At 63.9% G+C, this 18,472-nt stretch carries 16 protein-coding genes and 1 riboswitch; of the genes, 4 read left to right on the top strand and 12 right to left on the bottom strand.

The window, feature by feature from the left end; genetic code table 11:
- Window positions 1-6: 6 nt before the first annotated feature.
- From nrdE to FLO80_RS08035, 11 genes are all read right to left on the bottom strand, one after another.
- Window positions 7-2,139 carry a class 1b ribonucleoside-diphosphate reductase subunit alpha gene (gene nrdE / locus FLO80_RS08085; protein WP_111365472.1) on the bottom strand — a complete coding sequence of 711 codons (2,133 nt, stop codon included), beginning with the start codon at window positions 2,137-2,139 and terminating at the stop codon, window positions 7-9.
- Window positions 2,121-2,549: a class Ib ribonucleoside-diphosphate reductase assembly flavoprotein NrdI gene (gene nrdI, locus FLO80_RS08080; protein ID WP_111365733.1), complete on the bottom strand. Its 429-nt coding sequence runs from the start codon at window positions 2,547-2,549 to the stop codon at window positions 2,121-2,123. The genes nrdE and nrdI overlap by 19 nt, the downstream gene beginning before the upstream one ends.
- 4 nt (window positions 2,550-2,553) lie before the next feature.
- A complete protein-coding gene (nrdH, locus tag FLO80_RS08075; RefSeq protein WP_111365470.1) occupies window positions 2,554-2,775 on the bottom strand; it encodes a glutaredoxin-like protein NrdH in 222 nt (73 codons plus the stop codon).
- A 101-nt stretch (window positions 2,776-2,876) separates the two neighbouring features.
- Window positions 2,877-3,070: riboswitch (cobalamin riboswitch) on the bottom strand.
- Window positions 3,071-3,223: 153 nt separating this feature from the next.
- Window positions 3,224-4,099, bottom strand: a complete 876-nt coding sequence (locus tag FLO80_RS08070) for a 2-oxo acid dehydrogenase subunit E2 (protein ID WP_111365468.1) — start codon at window positions 4,097-4,099, stop codon at window positions 3,224-3,226.
- 9 nt (window positions 4,100-4,108) lie between these two features.
- A complete protein-coding gene (locus tag FLO80_RS08065; RefSeq protein ID WP_111365466.1) occupies window positions 4,109-5,533 on the bottom strand; it encodes an NAD-dependent succinate-semialdehyde dehydrogenase in 1,425 nt (474 codons plus the stop codon).
- 15 nt (window positions 5,534-5,548) lie between these two features.
- Complete coding sequence (locus FLO80_RS08060; RefSeq protein ID WP_111365464.1) at window positions 5,549-6,832, bottom strand: biotin/lipoyl-containing protein; 1,284 nt, start codon at window positions 6,830-6,832, stop codon at window positions 5,549-5,551.
- On the bottom strand, window positions 6,822-7,817 hold the full coding sequence (locus FLO80_RS08055; RefSeq protein WP_111365731.1) for an alpha-ketoacid dehydrogenase subunit beta: 996 nt from the start codon (window positions 7,815-7,817) through the stop codon (window positions 6,822-6,824). The genes FLO80_RS08060 and FLO80_RS08055 overlap by 11 nt, the downstream gene beginning before the upstream one ends.
- Before the next feature lie 11 nt (window positions 7,818-7,828).
- A complete protein-coding gene (locus FLO80_RS08050) occupies window positions 7,829-8,806 on the bottom strand; it encodes a thiamine pyrophosphate-dependent dehydrogenase E1 component subunit alpha (protein ID WP_111365462.1) in 978 nt (325 codons plus the stop codon).
- 84 nt (window positions 8,807-8,890) lie between these two features.
- Entirely contained in the window at window positions 8,891-10,189 is a 1,299-nt protein-coding gene (locus tag FLO80_RS08045; protein WP_111365459.1) for a M24 family metallopeptidase, read from the bottom strand.
- Between the two features lie 64 nt (window positions 10,190-10,253).
- The gene (locus tag FLO80_RS08040; RefSeq protein WP_111365456.1) at window positions 10,254-11,063 is read right to left on the bottom strand and encodes an SDR family NAD(P)-dependent oxidoreductase; all 810 of its coding nucleotides are present in this window, start codon (window positions 11,061-11,063) and stop codon (window positions 10,254-10,256) included.
- Between the two features lie 10 nt (window positions 11,064-11,073).
- Entirely contained in the window at window positions 11,074-12,852 is a 1,779-nt protein-coding gene (locus tag FLO80_RS08035; protein WP_111365454.1) for an extracellular solute-binding protein, read from the bottom strand.
- A 257-nt stretch (window positions 12,853-13,109) separates the two neighbouring features.
- Here FLO80_RS08035 and FLO80_RS08030 point away from each other — a divergent pair, with 257 nt between their 5' ends.
- From FLO80_RS08030 to FLO80_RS08015, 4 genes are all read left to right on the top strand, one after another.
- Window positions 13,110-14,060, top strand: a complete 951-nt coding sequence (locus FLO80_RS08030; RefSeq protein WP_111365451.1) for a sugar ABC transporter substrate-binding protein — start codon at window positions 13,110-13,112, stop codon at window positions 14,058-14,060.
- 257 nt (window positions 14,061-14,317) lie between these two features.
- A complete protein-coding gene (locus FLO80_RS08025; protein WP_111365449.1) occupies window positions 14,318-15,292 on the top strand; it encodes an ABC transporter permease in 975 nt (324 codons plus the stop codon).
- Between the two features lie 13 nt (window positions 15,293-15,305).
- Window positions 15,306-16,310, top strand: a complete 1,005-nt coding sequence (locus FLO80_RS08020) for an ABC transporter permease (protein WP_111365447.1) — start codon at window positions 15,306-15,308, stop codon at window positions 16,308-16,310.
- Entirely contained in the window at window positions 16,307-17,818 is a 1,512-nt protein-coding gene (locus FLO80_RS08015; protein ID WP_111365445.1) for a sugar ABC transporter ATP-binding protein, read from the top strand. Before FLO80_RS08020 ends, FLO80_RS08015 begins: the two co-directional genes overlap by 4 nt.
- A gap of 24 nt (window positions 17,819-17,842) precedes the next feature.
- Here the strand turns inward: FLO80_RS08015 and FLO80_RS08010 are convergent, their stop codons facing one another.
- Window positions 17,843-18,457 carry a helix-turn-helix domain-containing protein gene (locus FLO80_RS08010; protein ID WP_111365443.1) on the bottom strand — a complete coding sequence of 205 codons (615 nt, stop codon included), beginning with the start codon at window positions 18,455-18,457 and terminating at the stop codon, window positions 17,843-17,845.
- Between the last annotated feature and the right edge of the window lie 15 nt (window positions 18,458-18,472).

The following is an 18,472-nucleotide window of genomic DNA, read 5'->3' as shown; positions in this document are numbered from 1 at the left end:
CGGGCCTCATAGCGAGCAGGAAACGCAGCCCTGCACCTCGGTCCCGGTCAGGGCCATCTGGCGCAGGCGGATATAGTAGATCGTCTTGATGCCCTTTTTCCACGCGTAGATCTGGGCGCGGTTGATGTCGCGCGTGGAGGCCTCGGCCGGAAAGAACAGCGTCAGAGACAGGCCCTGATCGACATGCTGCGTCGCCGCGGCATAGGTGTCGATGATCGCCTCGGGGCCGATTTCATAGGCGTCGCGGTAATAGTCGAGATTGTCATTCGTCATGTAGGGCGCGGGATAGTAGACGCGGCCGATCTTGCCCTCCTTGCGGATCTCGATCTTGGAGGTGATCGGGTGGATCGAGGAGGTGGCATAGTTGATATAGCTGATCGAGCCGGTGGGCGGCACCGCCTGGAGGTTGCGGTTGTAGAGACCGTCCGACATCACGGCGTCGCGCAGGGAGGCCCATTGCGAGCGGCTGGGCACCTCGATGCCCGCCTTGGCGAAAAGATCGCGCACCCGGTCGGTTTCGGGCTGCCAGTCGCGCGTGACGTATTTCTCGAAGAAACTGCCATCGGCATAGGCCGAGTCCTCGAACCCCTTGAAGCGGCGCGCACGCTCGCGCGCGAGCGCGTTCGACGCGGCCAACGCGTGAAAGAGGACGGTGCAGAAATAGATATTGGTAAAGTCGACGCCCTCGGGGCTGCCATAGTGGATGTGTTCCCGGGCGAGAAACCCGTGCAGGTTCATCTGGCCGAGGCCGATGGCATGGCCTTCGTCATTGCCCTTGCGGATCGAGGGTACGGAGTCGATGGCGCTCATTTCCGATACCGCGTTGAGTGCGCGGATCGCCGTTTCCACCGACCCGGCCAGATCGCCACCATCCATCGCGCGGGCGATGTTCATGCTGCCGAGGTTGCAGGAAATGTCGGTGCCCATGTGGCGATAGCCGAGATCATCGTTGAACGTCGACGCCTCGTTCACCTGAAGGATCTCGGAACAGAGGTTGGACATGGCGATGCGCCCGGCGATGGGGTTGGCGCGGTTCACCGTGTCCTCGAACATGACGTAGGGATAGCCGCTCTCGAACTGGATCTCGGCGATGGTCTGGAAAAAGGCGCGCGCGTTGATCTTTTTCTTGCGGATGCGCGGATCGTCCACCATCTCGTGGTATTTCTCGGTTACGGAGATTTCCGAGAAGGCGCAGCCATGGACTTTTTCCACGTCATGCGGGGAAAAGAGATACATGTCCTCGTTTTTCTTGGCCAATTCGAAGGTGATATCGGGGATCACAACGCCGAGCGAGAGGGTCTTGATGCGGATTTTCTCGTCGGCATTCTCGCGCTTGGTGTCGAGAAAACGCAGGATGTCGGGGTGGTGGGCGTTGAGATAGACCGCCCCCGCGCCCTGGCGCGCGCCAAGCTGGTTGGCATAGGAAAAGCTGTCTTCGAGCAGCTTCATCACCGGGATCACGCCCGATGACTGGTTCTCGATCCCCTTGATGGGGGCGCCGTGTTCGCGGATGTTGGTCAGCATCAGGGCCACGCCGCCGCCGCGCTTGCTCAGTTGCAGGGCCGAGTTGATGCCGCGCCCGATGCTTTCCATGTTGTCTTCGAGCCGCAACAGGAAGCAGGAGACGAATTCGCCGCGCGCCTTTTTCCCGGCATTGAGGAAGGTGGGGGTCGCGGGCTGGAAGCGGCCCTCGATGATCTCGCTCATCAGGCGCATCGCCAGCGCCTCGTCGCCGCGCGCAAGGGTCAGCGCGTTCATCACCACGCGGTCTTCGTAGCGTTCGAGATACCGCTGCCCGTCGCGCGTTTTGAGCGTGTAGGAGGTGTAGTATTTGAACGCGCCCAGAAACGAGGGGAAGCGGAATTTCTTCTCGTAGGCGGTATCCCAGATCTTGTGCAGGAACTTGAGGGAATATTGTTCCAGTACCGCGGGTTCGTAATAGCCCTCGTCGACAAGATAGCCGAGCTTCTCGTCGAGCGAGTGAAAGAACACCGTGTTCTGGTTGACATGCTGCAGGAAATACTGCCGCGCGGCCATGCGGTCGGCCTCGAACTGGATGTGCCCCTCGCTGTCATAGAGGTTCAGCATCGCGTTCAATGCGTGGTAGTCGAGATCGGCGGTTACGCTTGCATCAAGCATGGTGTGTCCTCTTGTTCGGTCCAGAACCGGGCGAGGCCGGTGCGGATACGGGTGATGTCGGTATCGGTTCCGGCCAGTTCGAACCGGTAGAGCAGGGGCACGCCGCACTTGTCGGCGATGACCCGGCCAGCCATGGCAAAGGTGGCACCGAAATTGCGGTTGCCGCTGGCGATCACCCCGCGCAGCAGGGCGCGCGCGGCGGGATCGTTGAGAAAGCGGATCACCTGTCTTGGCACCGCGCCACGCCCTTGCCCGTCGGCATAGGTCGGGCAGATCAGCACGAAGGGCGTGGCGATCGCGGGCAGCGGATCGTCGCCCCGCCGTGGCAGGCGGGTGGCGGGCAGGCCGAGCCGCGCGACGAACCGCGCGGTGTTGCCCGACCCGCTTGAGAAATAGACCAGCCCGCCCATCGGTTCAGGACAGCCGGCCGATCATGTCGGGGCGAAACCCCGCCCAGTGATCGTCGCCCGCCACCACGACCGGGGCCTGCCGGTAGCCCAGTTCCTGAACCCGCGCCATCGCGCCCGCGTCTTCGGTCAGGTCGACGATTTCGTAAGGCAGGCCGCGGGCATCGAGGGCGCGGGTCGTGGCGGTGCATTGCACGCAGGCCGGTTTGGAATAAACGGTGATGGTCATTGCTCTGTCCCCTTGTCTGGTGTTGCGGGTTTGGGGCAGAGACACGAAACGGGACGCGCAGTCGGCGTCCGGTCACGCGCCCGGGCCCTCCGCCCGCGGTCGTCGTTTATGTTGCCTTGGCAGGTTTCCTGGCTTTGCGGCTCGAACGCCTTGGCCCCCTTCCCGGTGCTGCGTTGCACCAGTGGTTACGGGCCTTGGCTTGCCGCTGACAGTTGCGGGGGCAGCACCGGATTTTCACCGGTTTCCCTCTTAGCCAACGAGATGAGTCGCCGACACCAAAGCAACATCATATTGGTGTCGTGGCGGTCGAACTGTCAATATATAGATCGAAATCAGCGCAAGTTTTTCTGATGCCTTGCGTATGGCGCCTGTTTTTTATGGGGTGGTTGACGCAATCTGCACCCGCCGTCCCGGGGGTGGGCGGGTCAACCCGTGCGGTGCGTTGAAGTCAGACGATCATGCGCCCGGGTTCGGCGATGAGCTGCGCATATCGCGCCATGAATCGTGCGGCGTCTGCGCCGTTGATGACACGGTGATCATAGGAAAGGTCGAGCGGCACCATCGGCACCGGGCGCGGGGTGTCGCCGTCCCAGACCGTGACGATCTCGGTCCGGGTGATGCCGAGGATCGCCAGCTCGGGCGGGTTGACGATGGGGGTGAAGGCCGTGCCGCCGATGCCGCCAAGGTTGCTGATCGTCATCGAGGCGCCGCCCATCTCGTCCGGGGCGATCTTGCGCGCCTGCGCGCGGGTGGCAAGGTCGGCAATTTCGGCGGACAGATCCCACAGACCCTTGTGGTCGGCATAGCGGATGACCGGCACCATAAGGCCGTGGGGCGTGTCCACGGCGATGCCGACATGGACATACTCCTTGAGCACCAGTGTCTTGCCATCCGGGGTCAGCGAGGCGTTGAACCGGGGATGGGCACGCAGGCAGCGCGCCAGCGCCATGACATGGAAGGCCAGTGCGGTCAGCTTTACCCCGCGCGCGCGGGCCTCGGATCGCCACGCCTTGCGCAGCCCCTCGATCGCCGTGAGACCGGCGCGGTCGTGATGCGTGACCTGCGGGATCAGCGCGTTGGCGGCGCCGAGATTTCGGGCGGCCACTTGCGCGAAACGGCCCATGGATTCCTCGCGCACCGGGCCGTGGGCGGCATGATCCACGTCCCAGAAACGGGTGTCACCCGCGGCGGCGGCGGGCGCGGACGGGTCCAGGTCTTCCGGTCCCAGCGTGCTGCGCCCCAGCTCCCGCGCGCGGGTATCGAGATCGACGCCCTTTTCCAGCGCCATGCGCCGCGTGCTGGGGCTTGCGATGATGTCCGACATGATACCCCCTTACCAACTGGCCGAGATGTATTGCGTTTCCATGAATTCGAGCATGCCCTCGTGGCCGCCTTCGCGCCCGAGCCCGGATTGCTTGGTGCCGCCAAAGGGCGCGGCGGGGTCGCTGACCAGCCCGCGGTTGAGACCGACCATGCCGTAGTCCAGCCGTTCGCAGACCTGCAAGGCGCGCTTGAAATCGCCGCTGAACACGTAGGCGACCAGCCCGTATTCGGTGTCGTTGGCGCGGGCGATCACGTCGTCCTGATCGGCGAAGGTCTGGATCGCGGCGACCGGGCCGAAGATCTCGTCATGCACGCAATCGGCGTTGCCCGGCACGTTCGACAATACGGTGGGCGGGTAGAAGAAACCGCGCCCTTCGGGCACCACGCCGCCACATTCGAGTTTCGCGCCCTTGGCGACCGCGTCGGCGACGAATTCGGCCACCTTGTCGCGGGTTTGGGCGTTGACCAGCGGGCCGACATCGACCGAGGGGTCGGTGCCGTCACCGACCTTGAGCGCCGACATGGCGGCGGTCAGGCGGCGGGTGAAGTCCTCGGCCACGTCCTTGTGCACGTAGATGCGGTTGGCGGCGGTGCAGGCTTCGCCGAGGTTGCGCATCTTGGCCAGCATCGTGCCCTCGATGGCGGTTTCCATGTCGGCATCCTCGAACACGATGCAGGGCGCGTTGCCGCCCAGTTCCATCGCCGGTTTCAGAACCTGGTCGGCGGCCCCCTTCAAAAGCGTGCGACCCACCCCGGTGGAGCCGGTGAAGCTTATCACCCGCACGCGGCTGTCATGCAGCATGTGATCGACCAGCGCGCCGGTGCGTTTCGACGGGAGCACGTTGACAAGGCCCCTGGGCACGCCCGCCTCTTCCAGAAGCGGCATCAGCGCCAGCATGGTGAGTGGCGTTTCCGAGGCGGGCTTGATGATGACCCCGCAGCCGGCGGCCAGCGCGGGCGCGATCTTGCGGGTGCCCATGGCGGCGGGGTAGTTCCACGGCGTGACGAGAACGGCCAGACCGGCGGGTTTGTGCTGCACGATGATCCGCGCACCCGAGGCGGGCGCGTGGGTGATCAGCCCGTCGGCGCGCACCGCTTCCTCGGCGAACCAGCGGAAGAATTCGGCGGCATAGGCGGCCTCGCCGCGCGCGTCGACGCCTGCCTTGCCGTTTTCGAGCGTGATGAGATGCGCGAAATGGTCGAGCCTTGCCGTCATCAACTCCCACGCGCGGCGCAAGACCTCGGAGCGCTGGCGCGGGGTGCGCGCGGCCCAGTCGGCCATCGCGGCCGCGGCCGCATCGAGCGCGGCATCGGCATCAGCGATACCGGCCGACGCGACAGAGGCCAGCACCTCTTCGGTCGCGGGATTGATCACGTCGAAACGCTCGGCCGTCTTGTGCCATGCGCCGTTGATGTAGAGATCGGTATGGTCCATCGGAGCCTCGAAGGGTTAGAGCAGGTGGCGTAGCGGGTCGTGCATGCGGCCTGCGAATTCGGAAAGAAGGGTGATTGCGCGCTCGGGGGGCATGTGCACGGGGCTGCATTCCAGCACCAGGGAGAGCCCCGCACCCTGTTGCATCAGTGTCAGAACCGGCTGGTCTTCGGCGCCCATCGTGACCGCGCGCAAGGGGCTGGCGCGCAGATCGCGGAGCAGCAGGTCGGGGGGCGCGTCGATCTCGACCACTGCGGAGAGGTTGCGCCCCTCGGGCACGGCGAAGACGCGCCTTGCGCCGAAACGATCCACGGCGACCGTTGCCGCCCCGCCCATGCCGGCCCCGGCAAGGCCCGCCAGCAGCGCGTCGGCATCATCGAGGCCCTGCGCATCGGCGGCCCATGCGGCGAAAGCGCCAAAGCCGTCTTGCGGGCAGTCGGCTTCCAGCCGTATCGCTTGCGTGGCTGCGGCGGCTTGCTCCGTGGCGGGTGCGTCCGTGCCGAGGCTTTCCAATAGCTCGAGATCGCGCATGTGATAAGGCTGCGGGTGGCCAGCCTGCACCAGCCGGGCCAGGTCGAGCCCCTTTTCGCGGGCCACGCGGCGCAGCTTGGGCGAGGCGAGCACGCGGCCTGACTTCGGAGTTGGGGCAGGTTTGGCGGGCTTCGGTTCGCGCGTCCCTTCTTGTGATGTATCCGACTTCGGGGCCACGGCGGCGTCGGCGCTGGCCGGTGCGGCGTCCACCATGGACCGTGCCACGGGGCGTTCGGGTTTCCCGGCCGTGATCACCGCCACGACCTGTCCCACCGGCACATCCTCGCCCGCTTGCGCGAGGGTCGCGGCGAGAAAGCCGCTTGTGCCTGCGGGCACTTCCATCGTGGCCTTGTCGGTTTCCACCTCGAAGAGCAGGTCATCCGCCCCGACCTCGCTGCCCGGTTCCACGAGCCAGCCGACGATCACGCCGCTGTCCTGTGCCATGCCCAGTTGCGGCATGGTGATCGGCTTGCCCTCGGGCAGCGCATCGTTTGCGGGCGCAGGCGCTTTGGGGCTGTCGCCTGCGCCCTCGGCGGTTTCGGAAATCCGGGCAATCGCCCGTCCTACGGGCACATCGTCACCCGCATCCGCCGTCACGTCGGTCAGGTAGCCGCTGGCCTGAGCCTCGACCTCCATCGTTGCCTTGTCTGTCTCGACCTCGAACAGGGTATCGCCCTTGACCACCTTGTCGCCTGGCGCTTTCAGCCAGGACACGATCTTGCCCGCATCCTGTGCCATACCCAGTTGGGGCATCGTCACGTCATGCGGCATCAATCATCTCCCCCGCGCAGAGCCTGCGGGCGTTGTCGGTCACCCCTTCGGGCGTCGGCACGGTGGTATCCTCGAGCGCGGGCGAAAACGGCACGGGCACATCCATCGCCCCCATGCGCAGCACCGGCGCATCGAGATGATAGAAGGCTTTTTCATTCAGGCGCGACGCGATCTCGGCGGTCACGCCATAGCTTTGATGGCCCTCGTCGATGACGATGGCGCGGCTGGTCTTCCGCACGCTGTCCAGGAGCGTCGCCTCGTCCAGTGGCACGATGGTGCGCGGGTCGATCACCTCGGCGCTGATCCCCTCGCTGGCCAGCATCTCGGCGGCCTTCTCGGCGACCTGCACCATCGAGGAGGTGGCGATGAGGGTGATGTCGGACCCTTCGCGCTTGATATGCGCCTCGCCGAAGGGAATGAGGTATTCCTCTTCGGGCACCGGGGCCTTGTCCTGATACATCAGCTTGTCTTCGAAGATCACCACCGGGTTGTTGTCGCGGATCGCGGTTTTCATCAGGCCCTTGGCCTCGTAGGCGCTGGAGGGCATCGCCACCTTCAGCCCCGGGATATGCGCGACCAGTGCCTGCAAGGATTGCGAATGCTGCGCCGCCGAACGCCGCGTCGCGCCCATGTTGGTGCGCAACACCATCGGCACGGTCAGCTTGCCACCGGACATGTAATGCTGCTTGGCAGCCTGGTTGCAGAGCTGGTCCATCACCAGGTAGATGAAATCGCCGAACATCAGGTCAACGATGGGGCGCGCGCCGGTCATCGCGGCGCCGACCGCCATGCCGACGAAACCGGGCTCGGAAATCGGCGTGTCGATCACGCGCTCGGTGCCGAATTCCTCGACGAGGCCCGACAGCACCTTGAACGGCGTGCCCGCCTCGGCCACGTCCTCGCCCATCAGGAACACCGTGCCGTCGCGGCGCATTTCCTCGGCGATGGCCTCGTTGACGGCCTGGGACAGGGTAATCTCGCGCATCATGACTCTCCTCAGTCCGCGTAAACATGCATGTCCACTTCGGACATATCGGGGTAGGGGGCGGCCTCGGCGTAGGCGACGGCCTCGCTCGCGTCGGTCTCGATCTTGGCGTTCATCGCCTCGATTTCCTCCTCGGTGGCGATGCCCTCGGCGACCAGCCACGAGCGAAACCGGACGATCGGGTCGCGGTTCTCCTTCCAGTCCTTTTCCTCGTCCTTGGAGCGGTAGTATTCGCGGTTGATGTCGCCAACATGGTGCCCGTGATAGCGATAGGTCATCAGCTCGATGAAAAACGGCCCCTCGCCCTTGCGCGCCCGTTCCACCAGCTTCCGGGTCAACCCGTTCACCGCCAGCACATCCTGCCCATCGACCTGGTGCGCCTCGATGCCAAAGGCCTCGGCGCGCGCGGTGATCGACCCGGCGGCGATCTCCTCGGTCCTGGTGTATTCGGAATAGCCGTTGTTCTCGCAGGCATAGATCACCGGAAGTTGCCACAGCGCGGCCATGTTCATGACCTCGTACCACAGCCCCTGTGCGGTTGCCCCGTCCCCGAAGAAACACACGGTCACATCATCGCTGCCCTGCAGTTTCGCGCGCAAGGCCGAGCCGGTGGCGATTCCCATCGACCCGCCCACGATAGCATTGGCGCCAAGGTTGCCGTGGCTCTGGTCGGCGATATGCATCGAGCCGCCCTTGCCGCGGCAATAGCCCTCTTCCTTGCCCAGAAGCTCGCAGAACATCTGCTTGAACTCCGCCCCCTTGGCCACGCAATGGCCGTGGCCCCGGTGGGTCGAGGTGATGCGGTCGTCATCGGTCAGCGCCTCGCAGATGCCCACCGCCACGGCCTCTTCGCCGGAATACATGTGGGTCAGGCCGGGCATCTTGGCCGAGAGGTAAAGCTGGTTGGCGTTGTCCTCGAAGGTGCGGATGCGCACCATCTGGGCATACATGCGCAGGTAATCTTCGGTATTGGTCTTGGCCTTTGCCATGGCGCGGTCCTTTCAGGGCAGGCGCCCCTGTTTCATCTTGCCCAAAATACTCCCGCCGGAGGCGGCACGCCCCGGCAGGGGCGTTCAATAGCGGTTGGCGATCGGCAGATCCTCGGCCGGGAACAGGCTGATCACCTCGACGCCGGTGTCGGTCACGACGACCTCTTCCTCGATCCGCGCGGCCGAATAGCCGTCGGCGGCCGGGCAATAGGTTTCGAGCGCGAAAACCATGCCGGTCTGGATCTCCATCGGGTGATCCATGCTCACCGCGCGGCTGATGATCGGACGTTCGTGCAACGCCAGCCCGAGCCCGTGGCCGAATTGCAGCCCGAATGCCGCGTCCTCGGAGGGAAAGCCGAACTCCTCGGCCTTGGGCCAGACGGCGGCCACCTTGTCGGTGCTTACCCCCGGCTTGATCATCTCGATCGAGGCGTCGATCCATTCGCGCGCCTTCACATAGGCATCGTTCTGCGCCGGTGTCGCGCGGCCGATGTTGAAGGTCCGGTAATAGCAGGTGCGATAGCCCTGGTAGCTTTGCAGGATGTCAAAGAACGCCTGGTCGCCGGGGCGGAAATAGCGGTCGGTGAAATTGTGCGGATGCGGGTTGCAGCGCTCGCCCGAAATGGCGTTGATCGCCTCGACGTCGTCGCTGCCCATCTCGTAAAGCATCTTGTTGCTGAGCGCGACGATGTCGTTTTCGCGGATGCCGGGTTTCAGCTCTTCATAGATCATGTGATAGACGCCATCGACCATGCTCGCCGCCTGGGTCAGAAGCTGGATCTCGTCCCAGTTCTTGATCTCGCGCGCTGCCAGCATGATCTGCTGGCCATCGACCACGTTCAGCCCTTCCTCCTGCAAGGCGTGGAACATCGCGGTTTCGGCATAGTCCACACCGACCGGCATATCGGCCATGCCCGCGTCGCGGATCAATCCGGCGATCTGCTTGGCGTATTTGCGCATCAATCCGAATTCCGGCGGAATGGTCCCGCGCATCCCGACGACACCGGCGAGGCAATGGCTGGGTTCAAGCCAGTCGGAATGTTTCTGGTGATGCACGGCCGCCGAGCCGAAATCCCAGACATAGGGGGAATCGTCGCCGGTCAGCAGGCAGAACCGGCACATCTTGTCGCGTTCCCACTCGCCGATCTTGGTGGCGCTGACATAGCGGATGTTGTTGACATCAAAGAGCAGAAGCGTGCCCGCGTTGGAGGCTTGCAGCGCCTGTCGCGTGCGGGCGAGGCGATACCGACGCAGGCGGTCATGGTCGATCCGGCGTTCGAAATCGACCGAGGTATGGCCCCAGGCCGGAAGGCGGCCTTCCCACCGCCAGTTGGGTTCAAGATCCTGCGGGGTCAGCAGGTTGGGCATCAATGCGCGTGACATGAAGGTCTCCTCTCGGCCGCGATACCGGCCCGTTGTCTTGGGGAATGCGGGGAACGCGGCGGGGTCACTGGATGCACCACCCGCCGTCGATATGGATCATCTGGCCCGTCATGTAGTCACTGTCATCGCTGGCGAGGAACGACGCGGTGCCGGTGATGTCGTCGGGGTAGCTCACCCGCTTGATCTGCAGCGCATCGCGCACGATGTCGTCATAGGCCTGCCCCTCGCGATCCTTGAAGCCGATATCGACGAGATCCTTGTCGAGCTGCTCCCAGAGCGGGGTGACGACCACGCCGGGCGCGTAGCCGTTGACGGTGATGTTGTGCTCGGCCAGGCCGATGGCGCCGCAATGGGTGAGCGCCAGACAGCCGTATTTCGAGGTGCAGTAGACGGTGACATCGACCAGCGGCTTGCGCGACGCGATGGAACCCACGTTGATCAGCTTGTAGGGATGGCCGTCCATCGGGCCCTGGGCGATCATCTGGCGGGCGGTTTCCTGCATGCCCAGCCACATCGCCCTCGTGTTGACGTTCATGATCATGTCCCAGTTGTCTTCGTCGATATCCATGAAGAACCGGGGTTTGTTGAGGCCCGCGTTGAACAGGCCGACATTGATGGACCCGAACGCCTCGACCGTGGCGGCGACGGCGGCGGCATTGTCCTCTCGCTTGGTGACATCCATCCTGACGGCGATGGCCTTGCTGTTGCCGGCGGCGTTGATGCGCTCTGCGACGGTCTGGGCCTCGTCCAGCGACAGATCCCCCAGGCAGACATTCGCGCCCTGCGCGGCAAAGCTTTCGGCATTGGCGGCACCCATGCCGCGCGCGGCACCGGTGATCAGGATATTCTTGCCCTTGAGGCGGTTGGGGTCCATGGTTTCCTCCCTAAGTGACCTTGGTTCGCAAAAGCGTCTCTGCCTCGGACTGGATGCGATCCAAGGCATCGCGCGGGGTCACGATCCCGCGCAGCATGTCGTGCAGTTCGTGGCCGCACAGGCTGATGATCTCGGAGATTTGCGGGATCGGCGGGCGTGGCCAGAATTGCAACTCGTCACGCCATGACATCCGGTCGACCAGTTCGAAGATCGGCGACAGGCGCCGCACCTCGGGATCGGCGCCCACCGAATAGCGCGGCGCAGTGCGGCTTCCGTTCTGGGCATAGAGTTTCTGCGCGCCGGGCGACGTGAAGGCGACCAGCGCCTCGGCGGCCTCCGCGACCCGCTCGTCCGGCAGGTTGGCGGGGATCGCCAGCACATAGCCCCCCACCGGCGCGATGGGCCCGCCGTCCGGTCCGTGCGGATGCGGCAGATAGCCGGTGTTGCCATGCGCGGGGGCGCTTTCGTCGAGTTCGAAATAGGGGGCCAGAAGGGTATAGCCATAGGCCATCGCGACCCGCCCCGCGCCATAGGGACGGACCCGTTCATACCACGACATCGACAGGATGTCGGGCGGCGAGAATCGCAGCAATTGCAACAGGTAATCCGCCGCTGCATGGGCACGGTCGGTATCGAGCATCGGCCGCACGTCGCGCCCGGCAAGCGTGTCGGCGTCATAGCCGCCGGCAATTTCGGGAATGTCGATGATCGGCTGGCCGAAGGCCGCGCAGGTCATCATGAAGGTGTGGCCGAGCGCCGTGCCGCGCGCCGCGTTCCAGGCCACACCGTAGCGGTCATGCGACGGGTCGTGGAAATGCCGCGCGGCGGCGATCACATCATCGGTGGTCACTGGCGGCTCCAACCCCTCCGTGGCGAACCAGTCCTTGCGATAGAACATCAGTTCGGGGGTGGTCTGGCTCGGCACGCCAAAGGGGCGGCCGCCCCAATGGGCGGCACGCCACCCGGCGGTGTGAAAATCGCTCGGGTCGAGGCGGTCGACATCCATCACGTCCGACAGGGGCCGGATGACCCCCTTCTCGGCGAACTCTCCGATCCAGGGCAGGTCGACGGCGATCAGGTCATAGCGGCTCTTGCTGCGTTCGGCGTTGCGCAACGCCTCTTCGTGCAGCCGGTCTATCGAGAAGGCCCTTTGATGGATGTCGGTGCCGACCATCTGTTCGAACTGCCGCTTGAGCCCCTCCATCACCATGAAGGTCGGATCGCCATGCACGAGGATGCGTAACCCGCCCGGCAGTTTCAGCGGCTGCGGAAGCGCGCCGGGCGGGGCAATGGCGGCGCGCCCGGGTTGATAAGAGCCGCCAAAATAGTAGTCCGTGCTTTCCGCCGTTTGCCGCGCCACGTTGAATGAGCTGCGCACAAGTCGATCCACCCGGTCGGACAACTGGCTGAAACTCCTGAGCAAATCCGGGCTGGGATGCAGTGAGTATGTCTTGCCGGTGCGGGTGCGCGGCCGCCGCTCGATCAAACCGGCGGCCTCGATCTCGGCCAGTTTCCGGGTCGCGGTCGCGTAGGGCACGCCCGATGCCGACACAAGCGACGACGGCGAGACGACTCGCCCCTCGGAGTGGCTGAGCATCAGGTGAAGGATCATGTTGAGATGCGGGTTCGGGGTGCTCGGGTCGAGCGCGTTGTCCAGCTCCATCGACAATCCCATCAGGAACCGCACCACGCGCTCGAGCTCGGGGCTGACCGTTGCCGCCGGGGCGGTCGCCGCCCCCGTCGGAGCGGAATATCCAGAATGAATACTTCTGACTGTGCCCTGTTGCATGCTGCCTGATCGTCCGGATGCGTTCCCGCGTCCTTGCCTTCTGTTCATGTCGTTACCCTCCATCGGTATTGAGTTTGATATCCATTTCGTATCGTGAAATTGTCCAAAAGGGATGTAAAAACATCCAATATGGACAAACTTTCCGATGTCTGGTGAGCGGAAACGCGCAACGTTGGCCGCAGATTGCACGGGGCGCGAACCCGCGGCCTGGAGGAAGCCGGCAATCGAGACCGAATGCTTTAGGGGAGGACCCAGTAATGAACCTGACGAGAAAAATGGCCCTGGCCTGCACGACTGCCGTGCTCGGCACCGCCGCCGCCGCCGAAACGATGACCATTGGAATCACGCAGAATAATGTCGGCGTCGACAGCTACCAGACGACCTATGAAAAGGCGTTCATCGCGGCGGCCGAAGCCGATCCCGATGTCGAGGTTGTCGTGCTCGATGCCGGTGGCGACGTCGCACGCCAGATCGCGCAGGTGGAAGACCTGATCCAACAGGAAGTGGACGCCATCATCATCTGGCCGACCAATGGCGAGGCGGTGATTCCCGCCGTGCGCAAGGCGCATCAGGCCGATATCCCGGTCGTCGTGACCAATTCCAACATCGCCGAGGCGGGGTTCGATTTCATTGCGTCCTTCTCGGGCCCCGACAACATCACGCAAGGGTCGCGCGCGGCCGAGATCATGTGCGACAAGTTCAAGGACATGGGCATCGAGGACGAGGCCGGGATCGTGCAGATCAGCGGTCAGCCCGGCTATACCACCGCGATCGAGCGCGCCAAGGGCTTCGAGGACCGTCTGCCCGAGGTCTGCCCGAATGTCACCTTGATGGAAACCCAGCCGGGCGACTGGAACCGCGAGAAGGCACAGCAGGTGATGGAAGCCTTCCTGGTGAAATACGATGACATCGACGGGGTCTATGCGGGCGATGACAACATGGGCGTGGGCGCGCTGAACGCGGTCAAGGCCGCGGGTCGCGACGGCATCATCTTTGTCGGCGCCACCAACTTTGCGGTGGGATACGAGGCCATGGCGGCGGGCGACTACTGGGGGTCGATCTACCAGTCCCCGGTCGATGACGCCGAAGCCGCGCTGCAGACCGCGATCGACATCCTCAATGGCGAGGACGTGCCGTTCCTGAACTATTTCGACACGCCGAAGATCACGCAGGACAACATGGGCGAGTTCACCAAGCCGGTGTTCTGATCCACCTCCCGGGCGACGCGGTGCGGGCCTGTCCCGCGCCGCGCCTTCTGGTCCCCGACAAGACACGGATACCGCCATGACATGCAGCCGCGACCGGCCCGGTTGTGGGATGCGGCGTCGGAAATTCGCATCCGCGCACGTCATGACAGGTGCCATCGGGGCACGTTGGGGCACGTTTATGACTGGCCAGATCAAGGTGACGGGCCCAAGTATGATGCTGGTGAAGCGGCCCGGGCCGCCATCGCGGAGAGGAGACCATGGCACAACTCAACAAGACGGAAATCGGGGCGTTCCTCGCGAAACAGGGCATCCTGATCGCCTTTGCGGCCTTCATGATCGGTTTTGCATTGGCCAACCAGCGGTTCATCGAGCTTGACAATGTATTCGGTGTGATCCGGTCCTCGGCCATCCTCGGCGTGATGGCGCTTGGCGTCACCTTCGTGGTGATCGGGGGCAACCTCGATCTCTCGGTCGGGTCGATGATGTCGTTTTCCACGATCGTGGTGCTTGACCTGCATGACAAGCTCGGCCCGGGGCTGGCCATCCTTGCGATGTTCGCCCTGACCCTTGCGCTGGGGGCCTTCATCGGCTTTCTGGTGGGCTATCTCAAGCTCAATTCCCTGATCGTCACGTTGGGGATGCTTTCGGCGATCCATGGCCTGACGCTGACCTGGTCGGGCGGCAAGAACATGGACATCGCCGACAAGTCCGGCACCTGGTTCTCGGTTTTCGGACAGGAGCGTGTCATGGGCATTCCCGTGCCGATCCTGATCTTTGCCCTTCTGGCCGTGGCGCTCAGCCTGCTGCTGTCGAAAACGCCCTTCGGGCGCAAGGTCTATGCCGTGGGTGGCAACGGGCAGGCCGCGACCTTCTCGGGTATCCCGCGTGCGCGGGTGGTGTTCCTGACCTATATCGTGTCGGCCTTCTGCGTGGCGACGGCGGGTCTCTTGCAGGCCAGCCGTAGCCTCGGCAGCCAGAACACGGTCGGCCAGGGCATGGAACTTGAAGTGCTCGCCGCCGTCATTCTCGGCGGCGCGTCACTGATGGGCGGGGCGGGCACCGTGTTCAAGACCGTGATCGGCGTGCTGATCCTCGGTTTCATCCAGAATGGCCTGCTGCTCGTGGGTCTCGACTTCTATGTCCAGTATATCGTGACGTGGATCATCATCATCCTTGCCGTCTGGCTGGATGTCGCAGCCAAGCGGGGCCGCCTGTGGTCCCCGATCGCGTGAGGGAGCGTCAGCCATGACAACGACACTGAACCAGAAGGACATCCTGAAACGCGGTGCGATCTGGGCCTTCATCCTCGTCGAACTGGCGTTCTTTGCCATCGTCGGCGACGCGATGTCGGTCTCAAGCAAGGCGTTCTTGAGCGTGGACAACATGCTGTTGCTGCTCAAGCAATCGGCGCCCATCGGGATCATCGCGCTGGGCATGACGATCGTCATGATCAACGGCAATATCGACCTGAGCGTGGGCGCGACCTTTGCCCTTGCGGCCGTCGTCCTGCTTGACAGCATGACATGGCCGTTCATGCAGGCGCTGGGCGACTGGGCCATTCCGCTGGCCTGGGGGTTCGCGCTGCTGACCGGCGTGGTGCTGGGGGCGATCAACGGGTTGATCGTGTGGAAAACCGGCGTCGATGCGTTCATCGTCACGCTGGCCTCGATGCTGGGCTTTCGCGGGCTGGTCTTCATGTATAACGGCGAACAACCCACCAGCCATCTCAACTGGACGCTGGTTGATTTCGCCGAGGCGCAATTCCTCGGGCTGCACACGGCGACATGGTTCCTGCTGGGTGCGGCGCTGATCCTGTGGCTGCTGATGACGAAAACCGTCCACGGTCGCAACGCCTATGCCATCGGCAACAACCGCGAGGCCGCAGTCAATGCCGGCATCCGCGTCGGCCCGCATTTCGTGCTGAATTTCATGCTCATCGGGTTTCTCGCCGCGCTGTCGGCGGTGGTGTTCTATTCCGAGAGCGGCTCGGTCAATCCCAATGACGGGATGCTTTACGAGCTGTGGGCGATCACCGCCGTCGTGCTGGGCGGAACCAAGCTGGCGGGCGGATACGGCTCGATCATCTCGACCTTGGGCGGGGTCATCGCGATCCAGCTCTTGCGCAAGGGGCTGGGCCATATCGGGGCAGATACCCAAACCGTGAACCTCGTGATCGGCCTCATCCTGATCGGGGTGCTGATCCTCGATCGCCAGTTGAACCGCAAGGGACAGGAGGAGTTGAAGATATGACCGACCAGACACCCGTTCTGCGCCTCGAAGGCATCGTCAAGACATTCCCCGGCGTGCGGGCCCTCGACGGCGTGGCCTTCAGCGTCCTGCCCGGCGAGGTCCATGCCCTTATGGGTGAAAACGGGGCCGGAAAATCCACCCTGATGAAGGTTCTGGGCGGCATCCATGCCCCTGACGAAGGGCAGATATTCATCGCTGAGGAACCAACTGTGATGACCTCGCCGATGCAGGCCAAGGCCAAGGGGGTGGTGTTCATCCACCAGGAACTCAGCCTTGCCGATGAACTCAGCGTGGCCGAGAATATCTTTCTGGGTGAATTGCCGCTCAAGGGGCTTGGCCGGGTCGATTGGCCAAAGCTCTATGCCGACACCGACGCCATTTTGAAGACGCTCAATGTCGGCTTTGATGCCCGGACCCGCGTGGGCGATCTGTCCATCGCCAATCAGCAGATGGTCGAGATCGGCCGCGCCCTGACCGTGGACCCGCGCGCGGTGATCTTCGACGAGCCGACCGCCTCGCTGACCGATGCGGAAAAGGTGGTTTTGTTCGACGTGATCGCCGACCTGCAATCGCGGGGTGTGGGTATCGTCTATATTTCGCACCGGATGGAAGAGATCTTCAAGATCACCGACCGGATCAGCGTTCTGCGCGACGGGCAGTATCGCGGCACGCTCAACACCGCCGAGACCGACGAGGACGAGGTGACACAGCTCATGATCGGGCGCAGCCTCGATTTGTCGCGCAACGAAAGCCATCACGAGATGGGCGATGTCGCGCTCGAGGTGCGCGGGCTTGGGTGTGGTGCGCTCTACCAGGATGTGAGTTTTTCCGTGCGTCGGGGCGAGGTGCTGGGGTTTTACGGTCTTGTCGGGGCCGGGCGCACCGAGATCGCCGAAACGATCTTTGGCCTGCGGACCCCCTCGGCCGGGCAGATCCTGCTCAACGGGGAGGAGGTGCGCATCGCCTCGCCGATCGACGCGCTCGGTCATGGCATCTCGCTGGTGCCCGAGGACCGCAAGTCACAAGGGCTGGTGCTGGGCATGAATTGCCGGGACAACATGACCTTGCCGCAGGTCGATGACCTGACTGCCGGTCCGTTTGTCAGCGACGGCGCCGAGATCGCGATCTTCGACCAGTATCGCGACAAGCTCGATATCCGCACCCCCGGCTGGCGTCAGATCGTGGGCAATCTCTCGGGTGGCAACCAGCAGAAGATCGTCATCGGCAAGTGGCTTTCGATGCGCCCCGAGGTGCTGATCGTCGATGAACCGACGCGCGGCATCGACGTGGGGTCGAAGTCGGAAATCCACAACCTGATCCGCGAACTGGCGGCGCAGGGCTTTGCGGTCATCGTCATCAGCTCGGAAATGCCCGAGGTGTTGCATGTCTCCGACCGGATCGTGGCGATGTTCTCGGGCCGGGTGATGCGCGAATTCACCGCCGACGAGGTGACCGAGGACAATCTCATCCAGGCGATTTCCGGCATCACCGACGACAAGGTCGCCTGACAGGGGTGTCGGGCCCGTCGCGCGTCAGGCGGGCTGCGACGGCTCGGTCTCGTCATCTTTCTCCAGGCGCTGGGGCTCGGTGCAGATGCAAAAGACCTCGGCGTCGCGATCTCCGGCGCTGACATAGGCGTGGCCCATCGTGCTGTCGAGATAGATGCTTTCGCCGCGTCCGAGGGTGACGGGCGCATAGAATTCCGAATGCACCACGACCTCGCCATCCATGACGATCAGGAATTCCTCGCCACCATGCCGCTCGAGCGGGCCGAATTCCTTGAGGGATGACGCCTTGATACGTGCATGGATGGGGACCATCCTCTTGTTGGTCAACTCGGCGCAGAGATATCTGTATACGTAATTCTTCGTGTCGATGACGATGCCGTCACCCTCGCGCGAGGGCGCAAAGCGGCTGTTGGGCGACATGTTTTCGCTGTCGTCATCCCCGATCAGTTGCCCGATCGTCAGATCCAGCCCTTCGGCGAGGCGCAGCACCTTGTCCAGGGTAGGTGATAGCGTGCCGTTCTCGATTTTCGAGATGGTGGAAACCGCGACGCCAGACAGGGAGGCAAGGCCGCTGAGCGTGAGCTGTCGGGCTTTGCGCAAGTGTCTAAGCCGTGCCCCCAGAGCCTGGGCGGTGGTCATGGGCGTTTGTTCCTC

The sequence above is a fragment of the Aquicoccus porphyridii genome, assembly GCF_008369105.1.
Taxonomy (GTDB): domain Bacteria; phylum Pseudomonadota; class Alphaproteobacteria; order Rhodobacterales; family Rhodobacteraceae; genus Aquicoccus; species Aquicoccus porphyridii.
This window is presented reverse-complemented; position numbering and strand designations above follow the sequence as displayed.

Bases quoted from the DNA above. Each gene is read 5' to 3' on its own strand.
- nrdE (WP_111365472.1), bottom strand. From the start codon at position 2,139: ATGCTTGATGCAAGCGTAACCGCCGATCTCGACTACCACGCATTGAAC.
- nrdI (WP_111365733.1), bottom strand. From the start codon at position 2,549: ATGGGCGGGCTGGTCTATTTCTCAAGCGGGTCGGGCAACACCGCGCGG.
- nrdH (WP_111365470.1), bottom strand. From the start codon at position 2,775: ATGACCATCACCGTTTATTCCAAACCGGCCTGCGTGCAATGCACCGCC.
- FLO80_RS08070 (WP_111365468.1), bottom strand. From the start codon at position 4,099: ATGTCGGACATCATCGCAAGCCCCAGCACGCGGCGCATGGCGCTGGAA.
- FLO80_RS08065 (WP_111365466.1), bottom strand. From the start codon at position 5,533: ATGGACCATACCGATCTCTACATCAACGGCGCATGGCACAAGACGGCC.
- FLO80_RS08060 (WP_111365464.1), bottom strand. From the start codon at position 6,832: ATGCCGCATGACGTGACGATGCCCCAACTGGGTATGGCACAGGATGCG.
- FLO80_RS08055 (WP_111365731.1), bottom strand. From the start codon at position 7,817: ATGCGCGAGATTACCCTGTCCCAGGCCGTCAACGAGGCCATCGCCGAG.
- FLO80_RS08050 (WP_111365462.1), bottom strand. From the start codon at position 8,806: ATGGCAAAGGCCAAGACCAATACCGAAGATTACCTGCGCATGTATGCC.
- FLO80_RS08045 (WP_111365459.1), bottom strand. From the start codon at position 10,189: ATGTCACGCGCATTGATGCCCAACCTGCTGACCCCGCAGGATCTTGAA.
- FLO80_RS08040 (WP_111365456.1), bottom strand. From the start codon at position 11,063: ATGGACCCCAACCGCCTCAAGGGCAAGAATATCCTGATCACCGGTGCC.
- FLO80_RS08035 (WP_111365454.1), bottom strand. From the start codon at position 12,852: ATGCAACAGGGCACAGTCAGAAGTATTCATTCTGGATATTCCGCTCCG.
- FLO80_RS08030 (WP_111365451.1), top strand. From the start codon at position 13,110: ATGAACCTGACGAGAAAAATGGCCCTGGCCTGCACGACTGCCGTGCTC.
- FLO80_RS08025 (WP_111365449.1), top strand. From the start codon at position 14,318: ATGGCACAACTCAACAAGACGGAAATCGGGGCGTTCCTCGCGAAACAG.
- FLO80_RS08020 (WP_111365447.1), top strand. From the start codon at position 15,306: ATGACAACGACACTGAACCAGAAGGACATCCTGAAACGCGGTGCGATC.
- FLO80_RS08015 (WP_111365445.1), top strand. From the start codon at position 16,307: ATGACCGACCAGACACCCGTTCTGCGCCTCGAAGGCATCGTCAAGACA.
- FLO80_RS08010 (WP_111365443.1), bottom strand. From the start codon at position 18,457: ATGACCACCGCCCAGGCTCTGGGGGCACGGCTTAGACACTTGCGCAAA.